Source organism: Enterobacter cloacae complex sp. 277I4 (assembly GCF_050031465.1).
Classification (GTDB): domain Bacteria; phylum Pseudomonadota; class Gammaproteobacteria; order Enterobacterales; family Enterobacteriaceae; genus Enterobacter; species Enterobacter cloacae.
The window spans coordinates 965039-987589 of the sequence record NZ_JBLGWC010000001.1; the positions used below are offsets into that span (position 1 = coordinate 965039).

Annotated in this window: 18 protein-coding genes; 17 read left to right on the top strand and 1 reads right to left on the bottom strand. The window is 49.5% G+C overall.

All coding sequences use genetic code 11. The features are described from left to right. The first annotated feature begins 94 nt into the window (after window positions 1-94). Window positions 95-1036, top strand: coding sequence for an OmpA family protein (locus ACQG19_RS04500; RefSeq protein WP_023622340.1), 942 nt, complete (start codon window positions 95-97; stop codon window positions 1034-1036). Between the two features lie 109 nt (window positions 1037-1145). On the opposite strand, the gene ACQG19_RS04505 is transcribed toward ACQG19_RS04500, so the two are convergent. Beyond that, on the bottom strand, window positions 1146-1841 hold the full coding sequence (locus ACQG19_RS04505; protein WP_426725822.1) for a helix-turn-helix transcriptional regulator: 696 nt from the start codon (window positions 1839-1841) through the stop codon (window positions 1146-1148). A 364-nt stretch (window positions 1842-2205) separates the two neighbouring features. Between ACQG19_RS04505 and ACQG19_RS04510 the strand changes: the two genes are divergently transcribed. The 16 genes from ACQG19_RS04510 (at window position 2206) to ACQG19_RS04585 (ending at window position 22546) form a co-directional block, all read left to right on the top strand. Continuing rightward, entirely contained in the window at window positions 2206-3345 is a 1140-nt protein-coding gene (locus tag ACQG19_RS04510) for a polysaccharide export protein (protein ID WP_139152677.1), read from the top strand. Between the two features lies 1 nt (window position 3346). Next, entirely contained in the window at window positions 3347-3796 is a 450-nt protein-coding gene (locus tag ACQG19_RS04515) for a protein tyrosine phosphatase (protein WP_246932845.1), read from the top strand. A 17-nt stretch (window positions 3797-3813) separates the two neighbouring features. Then, window positions 3814-5961: a polysaccharide biosynthesis tyrosine autokinase gene (locus ACQG19_RS04520; protein ID WP_246932843.1), complete on the top strand. Its 2148-nt coding sequence runs from the start codon at window positions 3814-3816 to the stop codon at window positions 5959-5961. Window positions 5962-6257: 296 nt separating this feature from the next. After that, the gene (locus ACQG19_RS04525) at window positions 6258-10130 is read left to right on the top strand and encodes a filamentous hemagglutinin N-terminal domain-containing protein (RefSeq protein WP_246932841.1); all 3873 of its coding nucleotides are present in this window, start codon (window positions 6258-6260) and stop codon (window positions 10128-10130) included. A 126-nt stretch (window positions 10131-10256) separates the two neighbouring features. Then, window positions 10257-11837 carry a ShlB/FhaC/HecB family hemolysin secretion/activation protein gene (locus tag ACQG19_RS04530; protein ID WP_261313034.1) on the top strand — a complete coding sequence of 527 codons (1581 nt, stop codon included), beginning with the start codon at window positions 10257-10259 and terminating at the stop codon, window positions 11835-11837. 16 nt (window positions 11838-11853) lie between these two features. Continuing rightward, entirely contained in the window at window positions 11854-12222 is a 369-nt protein-coding gene (acpS, locus tag ACQG19_RS04535; protein WP_246932837.1) for a holo-ACP synthase, read from the top strand. Between the two features lie 20 nt (window positions 12223-12242). Next, window positions 12243-12998: an SDR family oxidoreductase gene (locus ACQG19_RS04540; RefSeq protein ID WP_045295521.1), complete on the top strand. Its 756-nt coding sequence runs from the start codon at window positions 12243-12245 to the stop codon at window positions 12996-12998. Between the two features lie 3 nt (window positions 12999-13001). Then, window positions 13002-13550 carry a 3-hydroxyacyl-ACP dehydratase FabZ family protein gene (locus tag ACQG19_RS04545; RefSeq protein WP_013095700.1) on the top strand — a complete coding sequence of 183 codons (549 nt, stop codon included), beginning with the start codon at window positions 13002-13004 and terminating at the stop codon, window positions 13548-13550. 21 nt (window positions 13551-13571) lie between these two features. Further along, window positions 13572-13853, top strand: coding sequence for an acyl carrier protein (locus tag ACQG19_RS04550; RefSeq protein WP_013095701.1), 282 nt, complete (start codon window positions 13572-13574; stop codon window positions 13851-13853). Window positions 13854-13882: 29 nt separating this feature from the next. Further along, window positions 13883-15043, top strand: coding sequence for an aminomethyltransferase family protein (locus ACQG19_RS04555; protein WP_222169254.1), 1161 nt, complete (start codon window positions 13883-13885; stop codon window positions 15041-15043). Between the two features lie 93 nt (window positions 15044-15136). Next, complete coding sequence (locus ACQG19_RS04560) at window positions 15137-17695, top strand: beta-ketoacyl-[acyl-carrier-protein] synthase family protein (protein ID WP_222169255.1); 2559 nt, start codon at window positions 15137-15139, stop codon at window positions 17693-17695. A gap of 4 nt (window positions 17696-17699) precedes the next feature. Next, window positions 17700-18917 (top strand): beta-ketoacyl synthase, encoded by a 1218-nt coding sequence (locus ACQG19_RS04565; RefSeq protein ID WP_029882413.1) that lies wholly within the window; start codon window positions 17700-17702, stop codon window positions 18915-18917. Between the two features lie 18 nt (window positions 18918-18935). After that, window positions 18936-19886: an ATP-binding protein gene (locus ACQG19_RS04570; RefSeq protein ID WP_045295526.1), complete on the top strand. Its 951-nt coding sequence runs from the start codon at window positions 18936-18938 to the stop codon at window positions 19884-19886. Between the two features lie 10 nt (window positions 19887-19896). Further along, window positions 19897-20604: an ABC transporter ATP-binding protein gene (locus ACQG19_RS04575; protein WP_014830757.1), complete on the top strand. Its 708-nt coding sequence runs from the start codon at window positions 19897-19899 to the stop codon at window positions 20602-20604. Continuing rightward, window positions 20588-21235 carry a hypothetical protein gene (locus ACQG19_RS04580; RefSeq protein WP_161657442.1) on the top strand — a complete coding sequence of 216 codons (648 nt, stop codon included), beginning with the start codon at window positions 20588-20590 and terminating at the stop codon, window positions 21233-21235. Before ACQG19_RS04575 ends, ACQG19_RS04580 begins: the two co-directional genes overlap by 17 nt. Next, a complete protein-coding gene (locus ACQG19_RS04585) occupies window positions 21236-22546 on the top strand; it encodes an ABC transporter permease (protein ID WP_029882416.1) in 1311 nt (436 codons plus the stop codon). It abuts the gene before it with no gap. The last annotated feature ends 5 nt before the right edge of the window (window positions 22547-22551 follow it).

Consider the following 22551-nt stretch of genomic DNA (forward strand, 5'->3'; position numbering starts at 1 on the left):
TAAATACCCGCCATCTTCGGATGGCGGGCTTTCTGCACGCATCTACCAATCGTTGTTACACAGTCATTCACTGGGTTAATCGGGAATTTGATAAATGAAAGTAACCCTTAATAAGTTTAAAAAAATAAACCTGGCGTGTGCGATTACTGCCGCGCTCAGCGTATTGATATCCAGCACTGCATATTCAGCAGAACGAGTGAAGCACGTCATCGATATACCGGCAGACGTCAAAACCGCTTCAGGGAAGACGGCACCACAGCCCTACCGTCCGGTCGCGGATGTGACACCGGAACAGGCACAAATTGTGGTTTATTACCCTGAGGGGAGCGTACCCGCGACGATCTACGTCGACCGCGAGCTGCAGTCGGTACTGCTGCCGGGGCAATTTACTGTCCTGTGCGCCGCGCCAGGCGCGCACGCGGTGGAGTCCTGGTTCAACGATCACCCTGCTTATCAGGGGAAACAAAATCCTCTGCAACAGCTCAATGCCGAGAGTGCGCAAACCTATTTTATTCAGGTTAATCCAGGTACGTCAGGAAATACGGCGGCCCTGGAAGAGCGTTCCCGGGCTGAAGCTCTGTTGAGTAAGATGCATAAACAGACCAAAATTATTAACCGTGCATCGCAGGTAAAAACCTGTGATTACGTTAATAACAGCGGTGTGGTGCTTATTCAGGAGCAAGTCCTGTTCCGCTTTGCGGCAAGTAATGCGGCAGGGATTTTTGCTGAATCCCGCAATAAGCTGGACGAGGTGGTGAAATTTACCAAAAAGGCGAATAACGTCAGTGAGATCCAGATTGTGGGTTATACCGACGCAATTGGTAGCCGTGAGGCTAACCAGCGCCTGTCTGAAGCACGTGCCGATACCGTTCGTTCATTGCTGATCGAGAAAGGGATTAAACCGGAACTGATCAATAACACGACGGGTAAGGGAATAGCACAAAGCGCTGAAGGCTGCGGTACCTCTGCCAGCCAGCAAGCGGCAGGATGTAACGTCAATAGCCGTCGCGTAGAAATTTTAGTGAAAAGCCACTAAGTCAGCATCGATACAAAAATACGGATTGCGGAGACGCTTTCCGTATTTTTTTTGTGAATAATTTGACGGTGTTATGGAGACACGGGGGCGTGTTAGAGGCGGTGAGGGATTAAGCAGTTTGTGGTTCGTACATCTTAATGTGGGCAATGCTGTAGTACTTTTTCTTTTCTTTGATAATGTCATGGTCAATCGAGGATTTAATGATTTCGCCGCAGGAATAGATTTTCTTTAAAGAGTTAAACCCCAACTGTTTCATTATGCTGTTGCTGTAGGTATAGGTGGTTTTTGGCTTGATGTTATATAAGGTACTGATGTCATCAATCGTGTAGCCTGAGATCATTAACTTCAGGACACAGAACTCCATGTGCGTCAGTTCGATATGTTTTTTGACGATCCCGCTTTTGCTGGGGTGACGCTGGGTATGCATTTTCCTGACGATTTCATCGTTGGTCAGATTATTGATATTCACGAGACGATGTTTGTAATGCGAGCAAATGCAGGCGAAAAGCTCCGGAAAGATATCCGAGTGGTAAGCGATAATGATCTCTTCAATGGCGTGGAGGTTTGTTTTCTGTTTTAGTGAGATAAGCCACTGAAAGTAGATGATGTTGCTATAAATAGAGTCAGGAAGCACCAGGTACAAGGTAAAAAAACTCTCTTTTTTCATACCTTTTACCCAGTCATGAAAATGGTGCTGATTATAAAAAGAGAGAATCTCTTCTTTTTTGAACGTATTGGAAAGTAAATGGCGCAATCCGATGTTGCTGAAATGACATCTTGATAATATGACCCGCGACGTATCCATTTTTATCCCTTTGGTTAATGTATTCTGCACGCCTCTTTTTGGTGTAAGATTTGCATGCTAACGATCTTATGATACGGTATGTATATATTTTCATTTTACACGATGTCTCAGGGTTAATATGTGAGAATAGTCCCCGCATAAATGGGAATTGTTTACGTGCCTGATGATTGGACCGCTTTCTATATTAATGATAAGAAAGAGATGTCAGGGGTTAGGATTACTCCACGTCTACAGGACATGCATACTTTTAAGGTTTATCATTTAATCAATTGTGGAATGCCACGCTTCATTCTCTCTGCACCGCCATGGGTGATTGATTAATTATAAGGAAATGTCATTTCACCGAAATGGCATAAAGAAAAGTATGAGAAAATTGCCAGCTCTGTTTATTTTCACCACGCTATTTTTACTGGCAGGGTGTCAGATAACCCCCGGAAGCCATATTGATACCGACGGAAAAACGGTTGTCGAAACGCCCGACCCCGATAATATCAATGACGTAAAGGTGAATGTTTACCCCGTTACGCCGGCGCTGATTGAGAAATTACGTGAAAACGTCGTGGTCGCCCACGCCAATGCGGAGCTGAATAAACGACTCGAAGCGTATGAGTACCGTATTGGGGTTGGGGACATCATTATGGTCACGGTGTGGGAACATCCTGAGCTTACCACCCCGTCTGGCCAGTATCGTAGCGCCAGCGATACGGGAAACTGGGTCCATTCAGACGGCACTATTTTTTATCCGTACATCGGGAAAATCCATGTTAAGGATAAAACGGTCACTGAAGTCAGAGAGCTGATTACCGAACACCTGGCGAAATACATTGAGTCCCCACAGGTCGATGTGGGGATTGCCGCGTTTCGCTCTCAGAAAGTATATGTCTCTGGTGAAGTTAATCAGTCCGGGCAGCAGCCCATCACTAACGTTCCATTGACCATCATTGATGCGGTTAATCTGGCGGGTGGGCTGACTGAAAACGCAGACTGGGGGAATGCTGTTTTAACCCAGGGGGGTAAAAAATCAATCATTTCGCTGCAAGCGCTTATGCAGTATGGCGATCTGCAGCAGAACAGGTTGCTCTATTCCGGCGATATTCTGTATATCCCGCGTAATGATGATTTAAAAGTCTTTGTCATGGGCGATGTGGTGAAGCAAACCACCATGAAAATGGATCGCTCAGGCATGACGCTGACCGAAGCGTTGGGTAATGCGGAGGGCATGAATCAATTAACCAGTGATGCCAGCGGTATTTTTGTGATCCGTTCGGAAAACAAACCGGATGCGTCAAAGGGAAAACAGGCAAATATTTATCAGCTTGATGCCAGGGATGCGACGGCGCTGGTGCTTGGCACCGAATTCAGGCTCAAGCCGTACGATATTGTGTATGTGACGAGCGCACCGATTGCGCGCTGGAACAGAGTCATTAATCAATTAATGCCAACCATTAGTGGTGTCTACAGCCTGACTGAAACGACGCGCTTCATCAGAAACTGGAGTAATTGATATGAATGGCAGGTATCAGTCCATTCTTGTCGTCTGCACAGGCAATATTTGTCGTTCCCCGGTGGGGGAACGCATTTTGCGTTCACGCTTGCCCAATATGATCGTAGATTCCGCCGGGATTGCTGCGTTAACGGGGGAAGCGGCAGATCCCGTAATGGTTAACACTGCACGTGAGAATGGCCTCTCGTTAGAGGGGCATTGTGCCAAACAACTTACACCGCTGATGTGTCGTGAATATGATTTGATTCTGGCCATGGAGCAAAACCATATTGAAGCCGTGACCCGCCTGGCAATGGAAGCCCGGGGAAAGGCATTTTTATTCGGATATTGGCTCCAGCAAATGGAAATTCCTGATCCTTATCGTCGGGGTCGAGATATCTCAGGTGTTATTTTTCAACAACTTTTTTCCGCTGCCGAAGAATGGGGCAAGGTTTTCCAGCAGGTTAAATAATCAGGGCTGATTAGAGCATGTTTGACAAACAGATTAGCAATTCGCAAACCGATAATGTTCCGCGGCAGGAGGATATTGACATCGTTCAACTCCTCAAAGTCTTATATTACAGTAAGGTCTGGATAGCGGCGACGACATTACTGTTTATCGCGTTCGGTATCGTTATTGCTTACACCTTAGCGCCGGTCTATAAAAGTGATGCGTTAATTCAGGTTGAGAGAAATGCATCTACGGGGCTGTTGAATAAGCTCTCTACGATGCTGCCTGAAGGTTCCGGGGTCGCTTCAGAATCTGAAATTTCGTTAATTAAATCGCGGATGGTGATCGGTAAAACCGTGCGCGATCTGGGGCTGGATATCTCCGTGACTGAAAAACGCTATCCGTTTGCGAATGGCCTGCTCCTGCGCCTGTTTGGCAAACCCACGGGTAACATTGAGGTTTCAACCTTAACTGTGCCCGAGGAGTTCCTGAACGAAGCGTTGATCCTGACGATAACTGCTGCGGGTGAGTACACCCTGCAGGTCGGCGAGGCCGTTTTGCACGGTAAAGTGGGTGTTCCTCTTCACGCGCACGGCATTGATTTTATGATTGAACGTGCCGAACTGACCCAGGACACCGTGTTCATTTTACGTAAGCACAATGAATATTCGGTAATTGATGAGATCAAAAACAATATCGTCGTGGATGGAAAATCCGGTGGCAATGGGATGCTGCATCTGAGCATGACCGGCACCGATCCGGTCATGATCAGTAAAATCCTTGAAACCATCAGCCACAATTATCTTGCCCAGGACGTTGAGCGTAAGTCAGAAGAGGCCAGCAAGAGTCTGGCCTTTGTGAACGAACAATTACTGCAAATCAAAAACAATCTGGTGACGGCAGAAACGAAACTCAATGATTTCAGAAAGAATAATGAGTCGGTGGATTTATCCCTTGAAGCGAAATTCATTTTAGACAATGTGGTGTCCATTGATACCCAACTGAATGAATTAACCTTTAAAGAAGCTGAAATATCAAAGCTCTATAAACGTTCGCATCCGGCTTATAAAGCGCTGTCAGAAAAACGTGCGGTACTGCAGGAAGAGAAAGAGAAGCTCAATCAACGTATCAGTACGATGCCGCGGACTCAGCAAGAAATTTTGAGCATGACCCGTGATGTGCAGATGGGAAATGATATCTATATGGTGCTGTTGAATAAGCAGCATGAACTCAATATCAATAAGGCCAGCACGCTGGGCAATGTTCGCATTATTGACAATGCCGTCACGCAGCATAAGCCGATTAAACCGAAAAAAACGTTGATTGTCATCCTGTCGGCGCTGTTGGGCTTCCTGTTCGCCTCCGGTGTGATTCTGCTACGCAACATGTTAATTAAAGGGATCAAACAACCCGCGGAGCTGGAAAAACGGGGCATCCCTGTCCACGCCGTCGTACCGCTGGCACCTGAACTGACAAAGAGCAGACGCTGCCGGGCGATTACCACCTATCAGTCTGATGAGCTGTTAGTGAAATCGTCGCCAACCTCGCTGGCGGTCGAGGCGATAAGAGGGCTGCGGACCAGCCTTCATTTCTCCATGCTGAAGTCAGAAAATAAAATATTAATGATTTCAGGCACCTCTCCGGGGGTGGGTAAATCCTTCGTCAGTTCAAACCTGGCGGTGCTGATGGCGCAGGCCGGTTCACGGGTGCTGCTGGTTGATTGCGATCTGAGAAGGGGATATTTGCACAGCATCTTCTCCCAGGCGGAAGGCCATGCCGGGCTTGCCGATTATCTCTCAGCGAATGTGGCGGTGTCCCAGGGGATAGAAGAGACAGAGTACCAGGGCGTCGATTTTATTGGACGGGGAAGAATGGTCAATAACCCCGCCGAGCTGTTTATGACGGAGAAATTCCAGACACTCGTTGACGCCTGTTCAGCGCAATACGATGTCATTATTCTCGATACGCCGCCTATTCTGAGCGTCACGGATGCCGCGATTATTGGCCGATTTGCCTCAACGTCTCTGATGGTCGTCAGATTCGAACAGAACTCGGTCCAGGAGGTGGAAGCGGGGCTGCGTCGATTCAATCAAAACGGGATTGCCATCCAGGGGGTCATATTCAACGGCGTTGAAAAACGCGCTTCGGCCACCTATAGCTATGGCGATTACTCATATCAGGAGTAATTCATCTCTCATCTTATAAGGAATAAGTCTTGACAGGCCGGGAATGTATAATATTCCTAATGCCTGTGGACTTGTTCCTGGTTAAAAGTTCCCTTTATGTTATGCAGTCTGAATGCTAATTCCAGATAAAAATGCCAGAATTAATATCAAGTAATGCTCTTAAAATCTAAATTAATGAACCATCAGGGAACCACAAGGGGGGATAAACAGTAATCAACGGATGTGAAGTAGTTATTTAGAGTGGTGATGTTATATTTTGAAAAAATGTAATAATTCCGAAATAAAGAGTCGATTAAATGAATAGTAATAAAAATAAAGTCTTTCAACTCGAGTTGAAGTGGCATCCTGTTGCCGCTTCTGTGCTACTCGCTCTGCCATTTGTTGCGCACTCAGCAGAGATCAACATCAAGAACGGCGTGGTTTATACTGCCGGGAATGTGCCTGTCATTAACATTAATAAAGCCAACGATAAGGGGCTTTCTCATAATGTCTATGACAACTTAAACGTTGATAAGAATGGGCTTATCTTCAATAACAGCATGACTGAATCAAATACCGTTCTGGCGGGTAAAATTCAGGGGAACAGCAACCTGACGTCCGGGACGGCGAAAGTCATCCTGAACGAAGTCACGTCTAAAAATGCCTCTGCGATTAACGGCATGATGGAAGTGGCCGGTGATAAAGCCGATTTAATTATTGCTAACCCGAACGGTATTACCGTTAACGGTGGCGGCGCCATTAACACCAGTAAACTGACCCTGACAACCGGTACGCCGGATATTCAGAACGATCAGTTAGCCGGTTATTCTGTTAACGGTGGCACCATTACGCTGGGTAAACTGAATAACGCCAGCCCGACGGAAATTTTGTCTCGCAATGTTGTCGTGACCGATAAAGTCACAGCTAACGAGCTGAACGTTGTCGCCGGTAATAACTACGTTAACGCTGCAGGTCAGGTGACCGGTTCAGTAACCGCAGCCGGAACGCGTAATGCCAACAGCATTGACGTTGCTGCGCTGGGCGGTATGTATGCCAATAAGATTAACCTCGTCAGCACCGAAAGCGGGGTCGGCGTGCGTAACCAGGGCATTATTGCGGGTGGCATCAACGGCGTAAATATTGACGCTAACGGTCAGTTGCTGAACAACACTGCGCGCATTGAGTCCTCTGGTCAGATCAATATTAAAACCAACGGCGCACTGAGCAACGTCACCGGGGATATTACCTCTGTGGGTACCATCGCGCTGGACACCAATAAAAACAGCCTCAACAACAGCCGTTCAGGCAACATTTCGACAATGGGAGACCTCTATGTCAATAGCGGCGCCATTGATAACACCAACGGCAAAATGGCGGCGGCAGGCATGCTGGCTGCGGATACCAACGGCAACACCTTAACCAACTACGGTAAAGGGAATACTGTCGGTATTGAAGCCGGTATCGTGGCGTTAAAAACCGGTACCCTGAATAACAGCAACGGCCAGATCAAGGGCGGGTATGTGGGTCTTGAATCTGCTGCTGTGAACAACAACAGCGGTTTAGTCGACTCCCTGGGCGATGTGAACGTGGTGAGCGGCGGTAACGTCGATAACAACCGGGGCATGATCCGTTCTGCGGGCGGTTTCACCAAGATTGCCGCGAAAGGTACGATTAACAACGGCGCGACCAAAACCGCAGATACCGCCAGCAATGACTCGTTAGGCATTATCGCTGAGAAGGGCGTGCAGATTGCCGCGAACAGCATCAATAACAACGGTGGGCAGATGGCGTCAAATGGCGATATCTCCCTTGAAAGTGCCGGCGCGATTGATAACTACTCGGGCAAACTGAACTCAAACAGCAAGGTTATTGCCAAAGCGGCCTCTATGCGTAACGACAACGGCGGTGTTGCGGGTCGTACCGGTGTGAGTGCCGCAGTGGGTGGAAACATCACCAACTACATCGGCGTCTTCAGCTCTGAAGAAGGGGATGTTGCCCTGGCATCGAATGCCCTGAACAACCGCGGTGGCTTCATTATGGGACAAAACGTCACCATTAATGCCAACGCAGGGGTGAACAACAATACCGCGTTCATCGTTGCCAGTAAGGTATTGAGCGTCACTGCAGGCGATAACATCGAAAACCGTTACGGTATCGATTTCGGATCCACATTTGGTACCTACTTCGGCATGCCGCAGCAGAACGGCGGTATGGTTGGTAAAGAAGGTGTCTCGCTGTCCGGGAACTATATCTATAACGGCGAAAGCCGCATCATTGCTGAAAATGGCCCGCTTACAATGCAGGCACGAGGCAGCATTGATAACGCGCGTTCGTTGCTGGTCAGCGGCGGGGATGCCTCCATCAAAGCGGGAAGCACTCTGACGAACAACTACGCAACCATCTACAGCATGGGCGACCTGCTGATTGATGCCAACAGCGTGAGCAACTACAGCAACGGTGCGCTGGAAGATAACAACGCGACTGGCGTTATCGCGGCAGATAAAAAACTGACCATGAATGTGAAGAACAGCTTCACCAACTATGGCTGGATCAGCAGCCTCGGTGATGCCATTCTCAATATTCTGAACGGTTCTTTAACTAACCGTAATACGCTCTCCGCTGAGAAGTCTCTGACCGTGTCTGCACAGACCGGGGTTGAAAACCTGAAAGATATCGCCGCGGGCGAGAATCTGGTGGTGAACAGCCAGCGTGGTGTGACCAACAACTCCAACAGCAATATGGTGGGTGATAAGGTCACGATCTCTGCGGTCTATGATATTAACAACCGTGGCAATATCGTCGCTGACAGCAGCCTGGCGATGAGCGCTAAAGGCAATATCTATAACGATCTGAATATGATCAGCTATGGTGACATTGCGTTAAGTGCCAATAACATTGATAACGCCTCGCGTAAAATCAAAGCGGTGGGTGATGTCACGCTGACAGCGGCCGGGAATGTGAGCAACAGCCGCGGCGAAATCAGCTCTGAGACTGGCGATATCACTATCAATGCGGGTGGCACCGTAGATAACTACTACGGCCAGCTCCTGTCCGGTAGCGATATTGCGCTGAAAGCGAACCGTCTGAACAACGACTACGGTCGGGTTGCCGCTTACGGCAATATCGATCTGGCGCTGACGGGGTATTTCGACAGCAACCGTGGTTCCGTCCTTTCTCAGACGGGTGATATCACACTGGCTGCCAACACCGTTGATAACAACAACGGTCTGATTGCCGGTAAGAATGTCACCGTCGAGTCAAAAGGTGCGGTTTACAACAACACTGCCATGATCGTGGCGGACAAAAAGCTCTCCGTGAACGCGGCAGGGAATGTTGAAAACCGTGACGGTAACAACTTCGTACGTAATCATGGCGAAACCTTCGGTGTGACGGGCGATGTGGGTGGCATGATTGGCCGTGAAGGTGTCGCTGTTTCCGGTCAAAACGTCTATAACAACAACAGTAGCATCATCGCTGATAACGGTGCGCTGAGCGTGCTGTCTAAAGGGACGCTGGACAACACCCGCGCTATGCTGGTGAGCGGCGCTGACGCCATCATCAAAGCGGCCGGTACGTTCTATAACAACTATGCCACTACCTACAGTGCAGGCAACCTGGATATCACTGCGGGTACGCTGAACAACTACAGCGATGGCAGCATGGAGAGCAACACGGCGACCGGCGTTATCGCGTCAGATAAGAATCTCAATCTGACGGTTGATAACAACGTCACCAACTACGGTTGGATCAGCGGTAAAGGCGATCTGAACTTCACTATCCTGAAAGGTGCACTGACTAACCGCAATGCAATCTCTTCAGGTAACGCTCTGGCGATTAATGCCCTGAACGGTGTTGAGAACTTTAAAGACATCGTGGGTGTGGCCAGCGCGAAAATTGATACTCAGCGTCATGTTACCAATAATGCCAACGGCAATATCCTTGCACAGAATATCGTGATTAATGCCGGTGCCGACATTAACAACCGCGGTAATATTGTGAGCGATTATACGCTGTCTGTGAAAACAGCAGGGAATATCTATAACTACCTCAATATGCTGACTTATGGCGTTGCGGGTGTCACTGCGAATAACGTGACAAACAGCGGTCAGGATGCAGTATTTGGTGGCTTATACGGTATGGAACTGATTACCAATAAAGTGACCAATACCGGCACGATTGTTGGTATGTAATCTAAAGGTGTAACAAAAGGCAGCAGCTATTGTCTGATAGCGCAAAGTCAGCACGAGACCCTGCTGCCTTTTTTTCTGAGAAAGTGAATGGAACTGCGATTTAAATTTTTACTGTCATTGCTGGTAATGTCGTCTCAAGCGTTTGCAGTTGACGATATTAATGCCCTGATTAAACAGCAGCAAAATGCAGATCTAAATACTTTCAAAGAACACAAGGTGTATCGGCAGGATGTTTTCTCCAGCACCGAACGTAAAGTATTTAGACTGGACAAATTACCTGAGGAGAAAAACTGTTTTACCCTTAAAGCACTTGTTCTTGATAATGATTTTTTGAAACGTAAAACCGAAAAGGCGATAAAAAAAGAGATCGTCGGACGCTGCGTGGGCAGCATCGGTGTGGTGAAAATCGCCGCCGCGTTACAGGATTTTTATATCGATGCCGGTTACATCACGACCCGCATTACGATCCCTTCGCAGAATATTTCGTCTGGCACGCTGAAGCTTGACGTCAATGCGGGGAAAATAGAAAAAATTATTGTCGAGCATAATGATATTAATCCATGGATGCTGCCGTTTGCGAAAGAAGACATCCTTAATATTCGCGATATCGAGCAGGGTCTGGAAAACCTGCAGCAAGAACCCGGCGTGGATGTGAAGATCAATATCGAGCCGGGTACGAAGCACGGGTATAGCACCATTCGCATCAGCACCAACCGGGAAAAACAGTGGAGCGTGCGGGCGAGCTATAACAACTGGGGCGATAAAGCGACAGGAGAACACCTGACCTCTGTGGTGGGCTATCTCTATAACATCGCCCGGTTTAGCGATCTGTTTTATCTCGCCGGAACGAAGAGCACAACGGGTCAGTATCAGAGTGTAAGTGGTTACTATGCCCTGCCGGTAGGCTACTGGAACTATTCGCTGTTTTATAGCAGCAGCAAGTCACGTCAGGCGATACCGCTCTATTACACCACGGTGGATTACGCCGGTAAGAGTGAGTACGGCAGCGTGAAGGCGACGCGCACGGTCTACCGGGATAAAAGCCGGAAGGTGACGGGGAATGCCGAGCTGATCCGTCGAAAAGCCAGCTATACCCTTAATGGCGAGGAACTTGTCTTACAGAAGCGTGACATGGATAACGTCAGGTTTGGCGTGAATTACACGCAGCAGCTGGCAAATGCACAATGGGATTCAACGGTATCCTGGCAGCGTTTTGTCACCTGGTTCGGCGCCGAAAAAACGCCGGATATGGTGTATGGCAATGTCAGTCCCGTCAGTCAGCTGGTGAATGTGGAAAGTCGCTATACCCGACAATTTTCTCAAACCGCCTATAGCGCTTTTTTTTTGGCGCAATACGCACCGCGTGAGCTGACGCTGCAGGATCAAATGACGATGGGCGATCGCTGGAGCGTGCGCGGGTTTGAAAACAGCGTTGGCCTGACCGGGAACAGCGGGTACTACCTGCAAAATACATTTTATCGCCCGGTGCGAGGAATGAACGCAAATTATTATGTTGGCGTAGATGCCGGTCATATAAGACGGGACAGTGTCCATGGCGAAGAGATTATCGTCGGCAGCACCCTGGGTATTCAGGGGAATGTGAAAAGCCTGGCGTACGATTCATCAGTCTCCATGCCGGTTAAATATCCTGGCAGCATGGACGTGAATAAATTTAATTTTAATCTGAATCTTTCTTATCAGCTTTGAAAGGGAAGCACGATAAATGCGTATCGGCACGGACATTGTGGAAGTTTCGCGCATACAGCGAGCGATAACAAACTGGCAAAGCGATTTTTTACAGCGCGTCTTTACCCCGCACGAAAATATAAAAATTAACCGGGAAGATCCTAACTATGAGCGCGCATCAGGTTTCTGGGCCGCAAAAGAGGCGGTTGTTAAGGCGCTTGGCTGTGGATATCGCGACGGCATCACCTTTAAGGATATTGAAATAAACCATGACGAACTGGGTTGTCCCCATCTGATTTTCTCTGGGCGAGTCAAAGAGCTGCTTATTGAAAAGCAGATGGCGAATGCCTCGCTCAGTATTTCGCATTGTCAGCACTATGCGACAGCCGTTGTCATACTTTATTAACCTAACTAATTGTGAATATTATGTATCAATATAATGATCTTAAGGAAAAGACGGTTCTGGTCACCGGCGCCAGTGGTGATATTGGCCTGGCGATCTGCGCTAAATTCCTTGACCAGAATTGCGATGTTTATGCGCTGTATAAATCCAATGCCACGCAATTAACGGAACTGAAAGAAACGCATCCGGCAGGAAGCAAGCTCACTGTCATTCAGTGCGATCTCGCCGATGCGCAGAGTGTCACTGCACTCTGTTCACGCCTGACCGAGGAAGCGGGCAAGCTTGATGTGCTGGTTAACAACGCCGGGATTGTAAAAGACAGCCTGTTTGCCTCGATGAGCTTTGATGACTTCAGCCAGGTGGTAGACACCAACCTGTTCAGTATTTTCCGTCTGACGAAAGAAGCCTTAATGCTGCTGCGCTCCGCAGAAAACCCGGCCATCATCAATGTGGCGTCCATTGCGGCCATTATCCCAAGCGTCGGGCAGGCGAACTACAGCGCGTCGAAGGGCGCAATCCTGGGATTCACCCGCACGCTGGCGGCGGAACTGGCGCCGTATGGCGTGCGCGTAAATGCCATCGCGCCGGGGATGATTGAATCCAAAATGGTGAAAAAAGTATCCCGCACGGTGGTGCGTGGCGTAACGGCATCTATTCCATTGCGTCGTCTGGGTAAATGCGACGAGGTTGCCAATACCGTCGTTTATCTGGGCTCCACTGCCTCCAGCTACATTGTGGGTCAAACCATCGTTATCGATGGCGGCCTGGTGATGCGGTGATTTATGTCTAAATACGTTATCCCCTCGAAGATCTTTCTGGAAATGGGCGGCTGGCGTCAGCCGCTGCTGATGGTCGACAGAATTGATGACTTCAAATATGGCGAAAATGGCTTTGTGAAGGTGACCAAACACATCACCTACAACGAGCCCTATTTGCTCGGGCATTTCCCGGACGATCCGATCATGCCTGGGGTTATTATTTCTGAGATTTTTGGTCAGGCCAGCGAGTACCTCTCGTTCCTCACCGATATTTGCGATATCTACAACCAGACATACGGTACGGAACTGAAATCGTTACGCGATATTCATGCGCTCATTCAGCGTGACGAGATGCGGGAGATCATTCGCACGCGCCGCGCGCAGGTTCGCGGTGTTCTGGCGGCCCAGAATTTGAAATTTAAAGATATTGCCTACCCAGGTGATTCGATTGAAGTGACCAGCAAGCTGGCATTTTCTGATGCCCATGGCTTTAAGCATTATTCCGTGACGGCTAACGTCGGTAAGCGGTTAATTAGCCATGGCACCATTATTAATTTCCGCGAAACAAAGTAAACCCCTGAGAGAGTTAAAACCATGTCTACAATGAAAAACGAAATTGACCAGCGCAAGGACGTGCTGATGACAATTAAAACTGAGATTATTCAGCGTTTAAATATTCAGCGCGATGAGTCTCAAATTGATGATGATACCGCCCTGTTTGGTAATGGTTTAAAACTGGACTCCGTTGATGCAACGGAAATCGTGGTCATGCTGGATAAAGTTTTCGATATCAAAGTGAGCGAAAGCGATGATCCTTCTTATATGAGAAGTATCAACAATCTGGCGACGTTTATCATCCAGAAGAAAAAAGCTTAATTTATCATTGCGAATAACAGGATCACGTTATGAAGTCTCTTTATGATTTTCATTTAAAAAACAATGCGAAAATGGGCATTTACAACAATGCCAACGTTCCTTCTGCCTATCACGATCCGATGGTGGAATATAAAGCCGTACGTGAAAATGCCCTGCTGGTGGACTATTCACATATGTCCATTGTCAGCGTGATGGGTGATGATGCCTGGGCACTGGTGAATTATTATGTCTCTGCCGATGTTTCAATTATCCGTGACGAGCAAGGGATCTACTCGCTGGTACTGAATGAAGACGGTACGGTGCGCGGTGATGTGTATGTGCTCTGCTCATCCGACGGCTACTACATCATGTCCGAGAACATTCCGGCGGTGGAAATTATCGCTGGCCTGAACGCCCTTCTGGAAAAAGCCGACGAACTGGATATCCAGGAAACCCCTGAAATAGCTGACATGCGCGAGCAGAACTGGGGCGCGATCATGGTAGAAGGGCCGTACTCCTGGGAGCTGATGTCTGAAATCCACGGTTTCGACGTGATTGGTCTGCCTTACTACGAGTACATGAATACCGACGACGAGCTGATGGTATTCCGCTGCGGTAAACACGGTGAATTCGCCTATATGGTTGTTGGCCAGCAGGAACAGCTGCTGGATCAGTGGCAGCAACTGCTGGAGCACGGCGGCAAATACCTGCTGCAGACCGGTGGGCTGGACTACCAGAAAATTGTACGTATCGAAAACCCAGGCTGGGATGACGCGCTGTGGGCTGAGTACAACCTCAATCCGGTAGAGCTGCAGCTGCAATGGGCTGTGCAGTACGACAAAGAGGGCTTTGTGGGTAAAGACGCGGCCGAAGAGCTCTCTCACCGCGAAGGCGCACGCAAGGTGATCGGCATGATTGTCGAGGGCGAATGTTCGGGCATTGAATCCGGCGATAACGTACTGGTTGAGGGTCAGGTGGTAGGGAAAGTCGCTAAGGCTATCTATTCTCCAGCCCTGCAGTGCTTTATTGCTCTGGCGCTGATCGACAATGAATATGCATGGTCTGATATTAGCGGCTTTGCTATTCAAACGCGCTCTGAAACGGTAGCTGCGAAAACCAAAGGTATGCCATTTATTTATAACCTGAGCATGCTGGTTAATCCAACTGAACACAGTTTTGTGGATGCCTCTAAAGCGAAAAGCGCACTGTAATTATTAATCGAAACAGCGAGAAGCGAATCCGTGGGAATAACACCACGGATCCTTTTCGCTGCTCATTGCCTGTACATGGCGGTACATATATTTATGAAGACAAACAGAAAACGGGTTGTCATTACCGGGATCGGTATTCTCTCTTCGCTGGCTGAAAACCTGCAGGATTTCAGAAACGCCTTACTGAATAAAAAAAATGGCGTCACGGACAGCGTGCGTTTTTCAAAATGGTTTGAAAACGCCAGAGCCGCTGAAGTCTTGCATGACATTGACTATTCGGAATTACCGGACGACGTTATCGCCTCCCTGGATAATGCCGCACTCTGGGCCTACAAAGTGGGTAAAGATGCGCTCAATCAGGCGGGACTGGCTGAGAACAAAGCGCACCTCAAAGAAACCGGTTTAATTGTTGGCGTGTCATCTGCCGGGACCGAGGCATTTCTGCCGCTGTTTGAGCAACGCATGGAAGACTTTTCCCTGCGTAAGGCGCTGTTCTCTGGCGGTTTCTCCTCCTGCTGTTCCAGCGTCTCCACGCTGCTTGGGTTACAGGGCGGTGTTGAACTGGTCGCGACCGCCTGTACGGCCAGCCCTAACGCGGTCGGCATGGCGTTTGACTACATCCAGAACGGCAAAAGCAAAACCATGCTGGCCGTCGGGACAGAACCTATCTACCTGCCCACCTTCGCGGGCTTTTATGCCCTGAACGTGATGCATCCGGACGCCTGCACGCCGTTCTCCGGCAATTCGGGTATGTCCATCGGTGAAGGGGCTGGGGCGATCGTGCTTGAAGAGTACGAACATGCTGTCGCACGTGGCGCCACCATTTACGGTGAAATTCTCTCTTATGCCACCTCCTGCGATGCGTTCCACGAAACCGGACCGGATCCACGCGCCAGCGGCGCGGTACAGGTGATGCATAAGGCGATGGAAAATGCCGGCGTCACCCCGGATCAGATCGAATACGTCAACGCCCACGGTACCGGAACAGAAGCCAACGACCGTATCGAAACGCTGGCGATGAAAAAGGTGTTTGCCAACAATGAGAAACTGTTGGTGAGCTCTACCAAGTCTTATTTTGGTCATAACATCGGCGCGGCGGGGATCGTCGAACTGATCGCCTGCCTGGTCACGCTGCCGGATAACCGCGTGCTGCCGACGCTGAACTTCACCAACGCGCGTCCAAATTGCGATCTGGATTACGTACCAAACGACTTCCGTGACCAGAAAATCAACCTCTTCATGAAGAACAATTATGCCTTCGGCGGTAACAACTGCAGCATGATTATCAGCATGGAGCCTTGTTCGATCCCGATCAGTACCTACGACGAAAAGCGCGTGGCGATCACCGGCCTGGGTGCTGTTTCCGCGATTGGTCACACCGTTCACGAGATCCTCGACAACGTATGGCAACAGAACCATACCGTTGAGCTGGGCGGCGTCACCTTCCCGGAAGACACGCTGGAAGAGGCAAAAGAGTTACTGGATGTGCTGGAAACCACCCGTCAGTTCGAAGCGCTGTTTGGTGACGATTTCAACGCGCTGGCCGAAACGCTGCCGGAAGCGAATGAACACTTTAAAACCTTCCAGGTTTCCGGGCTGGAACCGCGTAAACATCTGCGCCGCTTTGACCCTCGCAAGGCCACGCGTGGCGGTACGTTCGCATTGATTGCCCTGTCCGAAGCGCTGGAGCAGGCGAAGCGTAAAATCAAGCGTGATGGCGATGAGCTTGGTATGGTCATGGGAATGTCCAGTGGCCCGCAGGAGACGACCTACAAATATCTGCAGAGCCTTAAGCCAGACCCACGTAAAGTCAGAACCTCTGAATTCCCGGGATCGTTGATGAACTCCATCCCGACGTTCTGCGGTATTTCGGAAGGGATCAAGGGCTACACCACTACGCTGGCGACCGGCGAGAATGCGGCATTAGGCGCATTAACCTACGGCTACGAAATCGTGCGTCAGGATCTGCAGCCGCAGGTGCTGGTGGGCGGCGCGGACGAGTATTTCCCGTCCATGTCACTCTATATGGACGCCGTTACCCGCAAGCTGCATATGACCTCCGACGCCAGGGAATATCAGATCTACGGTAACGATCCGAAGGGTTACATTCCTGGCGAAGGTGCTTGCATGTTGCTGCTGGAAGATCCGCAGCGTGCAGCCGCGCGTGGTGCAGAAGTGCTGGCGGAAGTGGCAGGTTACGGTAAAGCCTGTAGCAACAGCTATTTTGATGCCTCTCAGCGGGACGAGAAATCCTCCTCCATGGCGCTGGCTATCGCCCGTGCGCTGGCGGATGCCGGCGTAACGGCGCAGGAGATCGACCTGGTCTGTGGTACCAGCAACGGTAGCGATGAGAGCTCACGCATTGAAATCGATGCGATTTACGCCACCTTCGCCCAGGCAAAACCGGACGTACCGGTCGTGAACTACAACGCCTGCTTTGGCTTTGTCGCGTCTGCTGCCGGACTGCTTAACCTGGCCGTCATCATTGACTGTTTTAAGACGCAGGCGGTTCCCGCTATTCCTCATACCGTCGAGTTTTTCGATAAGCGAATTAACTTCGTTCGTGAACCGTTAAAACTTGCCCTGAAGCACGTATTGCTGGTGGGTGCGACGGAAGGCGGTAACTACTACGCGTTTGTGATTAAAGGATAATATTGTGGATAATGCCGCTATCATTTCGGGGTTCAGTTCTTGTCTGCCGTTTGCCGAAGACAGTCTTCAGCTTATTCAAAATCTGAAGCTGGGCAAACGCGTTGAAAGAAAGCCCTGGTTTAAATCCGACGACGAGGCAATTAAATGTGGGTTCGATGGCAATAAACATATTGCCACGCTGGATCATACGGATGATAGCGCATTAGATCTGCTTTATCGTCTGATTGACGATGCACTCGACCAGGCCGACCTGGATGTTCAATGGCTGGCCGGGTGCAATGCCCGGGTTTATTTAACCGGTATTGGCCCGCGGGTCGATGGCATGGCCTTTAAGAGTTTCTATAACAAAAATGATGTGGAAGATATTTATCTTTCAAAATCATTAATGCAGCTGCATGTGGATAATATGTCGCAGGATCGTATTGCCGGTCACCTTGCGCGTAAATATAACCTGCAGTATTTACCCCCGAATATGAATTGCACCAGTAATTCATCCATGACAGCCGTGCATTTAGGTTGCCAGGCCATCGAGCATGGCGGCGTAGATATTGTCCTGGTGGTGAACTGCTCAAAAATTAAAACGCAGGATATCTGGTTTCTGGATACGCAATCCATGCTGGATAGCCATCTTGTTCAGCCCTTTGGTGAAAACAGCCAGGGGGTGCTTTTTGCGGAAGGCTATAGCGCCATTCTGCTGGAAAATTCCCGCCACCGTCGCGCCAGAAAGGCGAAGGGCGGCGTGCGGTTGCAAACAACCTATACCCAAATCAGCGCAGGCAGAAGCAACGACAGCTCATGGCTCAGCACCAATATTTTAAAAGTGATGCAGGCCACAATGAAAAAAGCCGAACTGGACGTTGAGGCACTGTGCGCGATTATCCCTCACGGTAACGGTTCATCCGTCAGCGATAAAGCGGAAGCCAAAGCAATAGCGATGTTGACGGAAGGACATCCGGTTCCGGTTCTGGCTTATAAAGGCCAGATTGGCTATACCGCCACCGGCTCTGGGATTGTCGATTTAATTATTGGTCATCATTCGCTCACCCAGCAGGAGCTTATTTCCCCCGTTGGTAATGACACCATTATTGATGCCGTTGCTCAGCATGTTTTGATTGACCGTGGCGTTATTGGTCATCACAAAAACCACCTGCTTAAAGTCGGGGTTGGCGTGGATGGATCCATTATTGGCGCCGTCATGTCTACGGGTCATCCAGGCTGTTGAACGATCATGGAGAGTAACATGTATTTATCCTCATTTTCGCTCATTGAGCCGGAAGATAAATTTTATTTCTATCAGCCCAGCTGGCTAAACGCGTGGGAGTCGCATTTATTTAATAAAGCGCTCAAATCAACCCATGCAAACGGCTGGGGTCTGAAACGTTTTGGTACGCAGCCGGAGTTATATGCCGGTGAGATGATCCGCAATCCTCAGTATCAAAAATACCTGGATGCGATGGAGCAAGCGGCGGATGACGCGCTCATGGCGCTGCCGGCGAAAGAGCGAATGAAGCTGCTAAAGCAGCGTACGGCATTTATTTATGTCGACTCCTGGGGGGAATCCGGGCCGTTTGAAAATATCTCCAGCGCATTACACATCTCAATGATTGATACGCTGCCAAAAAACCTGGTGAAGAAATTCTCTGTGAATTCACCGACGTGCAAAATCCGGGGTGAAAGGCAATCCTTCATCCAGGCCATGAGTCTGGCAAAGGATTATCTGAGCTGGGATGTGTTTGATTACGTGGTGATCTGCGCCGCCTACCGTGCGATCCCGGTGCTGGTGTTTTCGGACGAAGATATCGCGCTGAAGTGGGGAGAGAAGCGCAGGGGGAAAGCCCAGGATGTCAATTTAACCGTTGAGCGCGCGGGCTGTTTCATCTTTAGTCAGCATGAAAGTGCAATCCGGGTGAACGGCGGTCAATACGTGATGGCCGATACCCTTGAGGACATGCAGGCAGCTGATCGCGTGGCGTTTGCCGGTCTGCGTAAAGAGATGCTGTCTCGCTCAACCGTTGCGCCGCAAAAGACGCTAGATCTGGTCGATACCTTTGGTGCCAGTGGCTGTCTGACGCCAGCATTAAGCTTTGCGTATCTCCAGCAGGCTCCTCATTTTGCGGGAAAATTAAGAACTGTCGTTCCCGATAAACAGTTCGGTTACAGCTATTTCGACATTGACTATTGCAAGGAATAACGACACCCCCATGAGCGGAATGATTAAAGAACTCCCAATGATATCGCTGAACAATATCTATAAGAGTTATGGCTCGGGCGAAGGCAAAGTCGATGCCCTGAAAAATATCAATCTTGAAATAGAGAAAGGCGAATTTCTGGCACTGTGCGGCCCCTCCGGCAGCGGTAAAAGTACGCTGTTAAATATCCTGTCGGGTATTGATAAGCCGGGATTTGGTTCGGTGATGTTTTTACGAAAATTACTCAACAATTTACCGGAAGAACAATTATCAGAAATTCGTGGCAAGCATCTGGGGTTCATATTTCAGTTTTTTAACCTCATCCCCGTGCTGAGCGTATTTGATAACGTTTTTTACCCGCTGGTGTTGAATGGGCACATTGGCAAAAAAGAGGCGAAAGAGCGGGCGCTGCATTTTATCGAGAGCGTAGGACTGGCGGGATATACCGAACGTAAGCCGGGCCAGCTTTCGGGTGGACAACAGCAGCGTGTGGCTATTGCCCGTGCACTGGCGCATGACCCTCAGGTCGTGATTGCCGATGAGCCAACCGGAAACCTCGACCTGGTCACCGGTGAGGCCATTCTCGATCTGCTGCTGAAAATCAACCGGGAGACACGCACCACTTTCATTATTTCGACGCACTCAAGCCAGCTGAAAGAGCGCGCGCGGCGTGTGGTTGAAATTAAGGACGGAGTATTAGTTCATGATTCACAATCGTAATTTCTTCATTCTCTGCTGGCTGCTGATCTGCATGGCCTATGCCGGGAGCGTTAAAGCCGCCGCGGCCCCCGTGGCTGAGCAGGTGATAAAAAATGGCTTCCCGACGCAGGCCGATAAGCTAGCCGATATCACCCGTGCGTTGTTTACCGAATACAAGGCCAATGATAACGCGCTGTCGCTGGTTTTTTATGCCTACGGCATGCTGCGCCAGGCGGAGCATGCCCTCAATACCAATGACGTCATTCGGGCGTCTGAGTATGGCAAAACGGGCTTTTTCTATCTCGATGAAGCGGTGGACCTCTACGAGGGCAATCAACGGGTGCGCTACATGCGTGCCCGTGTGGACGCGTACCTGCCAGCCGATATTGGCCGCTGTGTGGTGACGTTAAAAGATACGGAACAGATGGCGAAAAGCCCTGACGTATTCAATGCCGGGTTGATGAAGCACATTGACGAAATGCGTTATCGCGCGCTGTTGAGCTGTAACCGTACCGCCGAGGCAGACGCGCTGCTGGCGCAAACAGAACTGCATCACGCCAACTCTGCATTACCACTGGCTTCTGGCGACGCGCCAGAGTGGGATATCAACGAAGTGACAGAGGTCTTGTTACCGCTGGTGAAAGGGAACTAAATGTCCGGGGTTATGGTGTTAGCGAATAGTGTTGTTGTACTGATTCTGATTTTTGTCCTCTGGTGCGTATTATTCCGCTCGCGGGATGTGAAGTTTGCTTTTTTAAACCTCTTTCGCCACAAGAGACGATCTTATTCAACCATTGCCGCCATTATGCTCGGTGGCGTGTCGATTTTTCTGTATGGCGGGTTTATCGATTACTCTTTCTGGATTTTGAAAGAGCAAACGATTCGAACCAATATTGGTCACGTGCAAATTTATAATGAAAATTATTTCCAGACGTCGAATAAAAACAAAAGCCTGATTGCCGATTATGCATCCCTGAAAAAGGCGATTCTCAACGATCCGGATCTTGCACCGCATATTTCGACGCTGTCCGGTCAGCTGGAATTTACCGGGGTGATTTCGCAATATGAAAGCGAAACGTCCAGCTATTTTTCCGCCCTGGGTGTGGAGCCGCTGCCCGCGTTAAAGTTGGGATCGTTTGATAAATTAATTTCCGGCAGCGATCTCTCCCGGGTGCGTACCGACGAAATCACGCTGGGCAGTGGGCTGGCGAAAACGCTCAATGCCCACTACGACGACTGGCTGGATGTGCTGGTGGTGAATACCGAGGGCGGGCAGGGCGCGTTATCGATGAAGCTTCGCGGCATCTTTGAGTCCGGTATTAAGGATTACGATGATGTGGCGATGAAAATCCCGCTTGATACCGCACAGCGCATCATGGGAACCAACAGCGTCAGTAAGGTATTAATCCTGCTGAAGGACGACGATACCGCCGTCTTTAGCGCCAAACTGCGCCAGTTTATTGCGAAGCATCATTTACCGCTGCTGGTCAAAGACTGGAAAGAGACCTCGATCTTTTATCAGCAAGTCGAAGGCTTATTATCCGGGATCTATTTCTTCATTAAGCTCATCGTCGGATTGATCGTGATCTTTATGATCGGCAATTCGATGACCATGAATATTATCGAACGTACCCGGGAAATAACCACCCTCAGGGCGATTGGCCTGAAACCCCTGCACGTCACCCGGCTGTTTTTACTGGAAGGGATTTTCATTGGTCTTATCGGCGCCCTTGGCAGTCTGGCGACAGGTTATGCCATTGCCTCTGCCATCAATCTTTACGGTATTGCGATGCCGCCGTCACCGGGGCAATCGCTGGGCTATACGGCCTTTATTAAAACCGACAGCGTAGCACTGACCTGGATAACCCTCGTATTACCGATCCTGGCCGCAACCGGCGCCTCTGTGCTGCCTGCATTACGTGCTTCACGGCTGAATATTTCAGATGCTTTTAAATTTTCGTAAGGAAG

Excerpts from the sequence above, each read along its gene's own strand:
- ACQG19_RS04500 (WP_023622340.1), top strand. The coding sequence starts at position 95 with ATGAAAGTAACCCTTAATAAGTTTAAAAAAATAAACCTGGCGTGTGCG.
- ACQG19_RS04515 (WP_246932845.1), top strand. The coding sequence starts at position 3,347 with ATGAATGGCAGGTATCAGTCCATTCTTGTCGTCTGCACAGGCAATATT.
- ACQG19_RS04580 (WP_161657442.1), top strand. The coding sequence starts at position 20,588 with ATGATTCACAATCGTAATTTCTTCATTCTCTGCTGGCTGCTGATCTGC.
- ACQG19_RS04525 (WP_246932841.1), top strand. The coding sequence starts at position 6,258 with ATGAATAGTAATAAAAATAAAGTCTTTCAACTCGAGTTGAAGTGGCAT.
- ACQG19_RS04560 (WP_222169255.1), top strand. The coding sequence starts at position 15,137 with ATGAAGACAAACAGAAAACGGGTTGTCATTACCGGGATCGGTATTCTC.
- ACQG19_RS04575 (WP_014830757.1), top strand. The coding sequence starts at position 19,897 with ATGAGCGGAATGATTAAAGAACTCCCAATGATATCGCTGAACAATATC.
- ACQG19_RS04520 (WP_246932843.1), top strand. The coding sequence starts at position 3,814 with ATGTTTGACAAACAGATTAGCAATTCGCAAACCGATAATGTTCCGCGG.
- ACQG19_RS04570 (WP_045295526.1), top strand. The coding sequence starts at position 18,936 with ATGTATTTATCCTCATTTTCGCTCATTGAGCCGGAAGATAAATTTTAT.
- ACQG19_RS04555 (WP_222169254.1), top strand. The coding sequence starts at position 13,883 with ATGAAGTCTCTTTATGATTTTCATTTAAAAAACAATGCGAAAATGGGC.
- ACQG19_RS04505 (WP_426725822.1), bottom strand. The coding sequence starts at position 1,841 with ATGGATACGTCGCGGGTCATATTATCAAGATGTCATTTCAGCAACATC.
- ACQG19_RS04530 (WP_261313034.1), top strand. The coding sequence starts at position 10,257 with ATGTCGTCTCAAGCGTTTGCAGTTGACGATATTAATGCCCTGATTAAA.
- ACQG19_RS04585 (WP_029882416.1), top strand. The coding sequence starts at position 21,236 with ATGTCCGGGGTTATGGTGTTAGCGAATAGTGTTGTTGTACTGATTCTG.
- ACQG19_RS04545 (WP_013095700.1), top strand. The coding sequence starts at position 13,002 with ATGTCTAAATACGTTATCCCCTCGAAGATCTTTCTGGAAATGGGCGGC.
- acpS (WP_246932837.1), top strand. The coding sequence starts at position 11,854 with ATGCGTATCGGCACGGACATTGTGGAAGTTTCGCGCATACAGCGAGCG.
- ACQG19_RS04550 (WP_013095701.1), top strand. The coding sequence starts at position 13,572 with ATGTCTACAATGAAAAACGAAATTGACCAGCGCAAGGACGTGCTGATG.
- ACQG19_RS04510 (WP_139152677.1), top strand. The coding sequence starts at position 2,206 with ATGAGAAAATTGCCAGCTCTGTTTATTTTCACCACGCTATTTTTACTG.
- ACQG19_RS04540 (WP_045295521.1), top strand. The coding sequence starts at position 12,243 with ATGTATCAATATAATGATCTTAAGGAAAAGACGGTTCTGGTCACCGGC.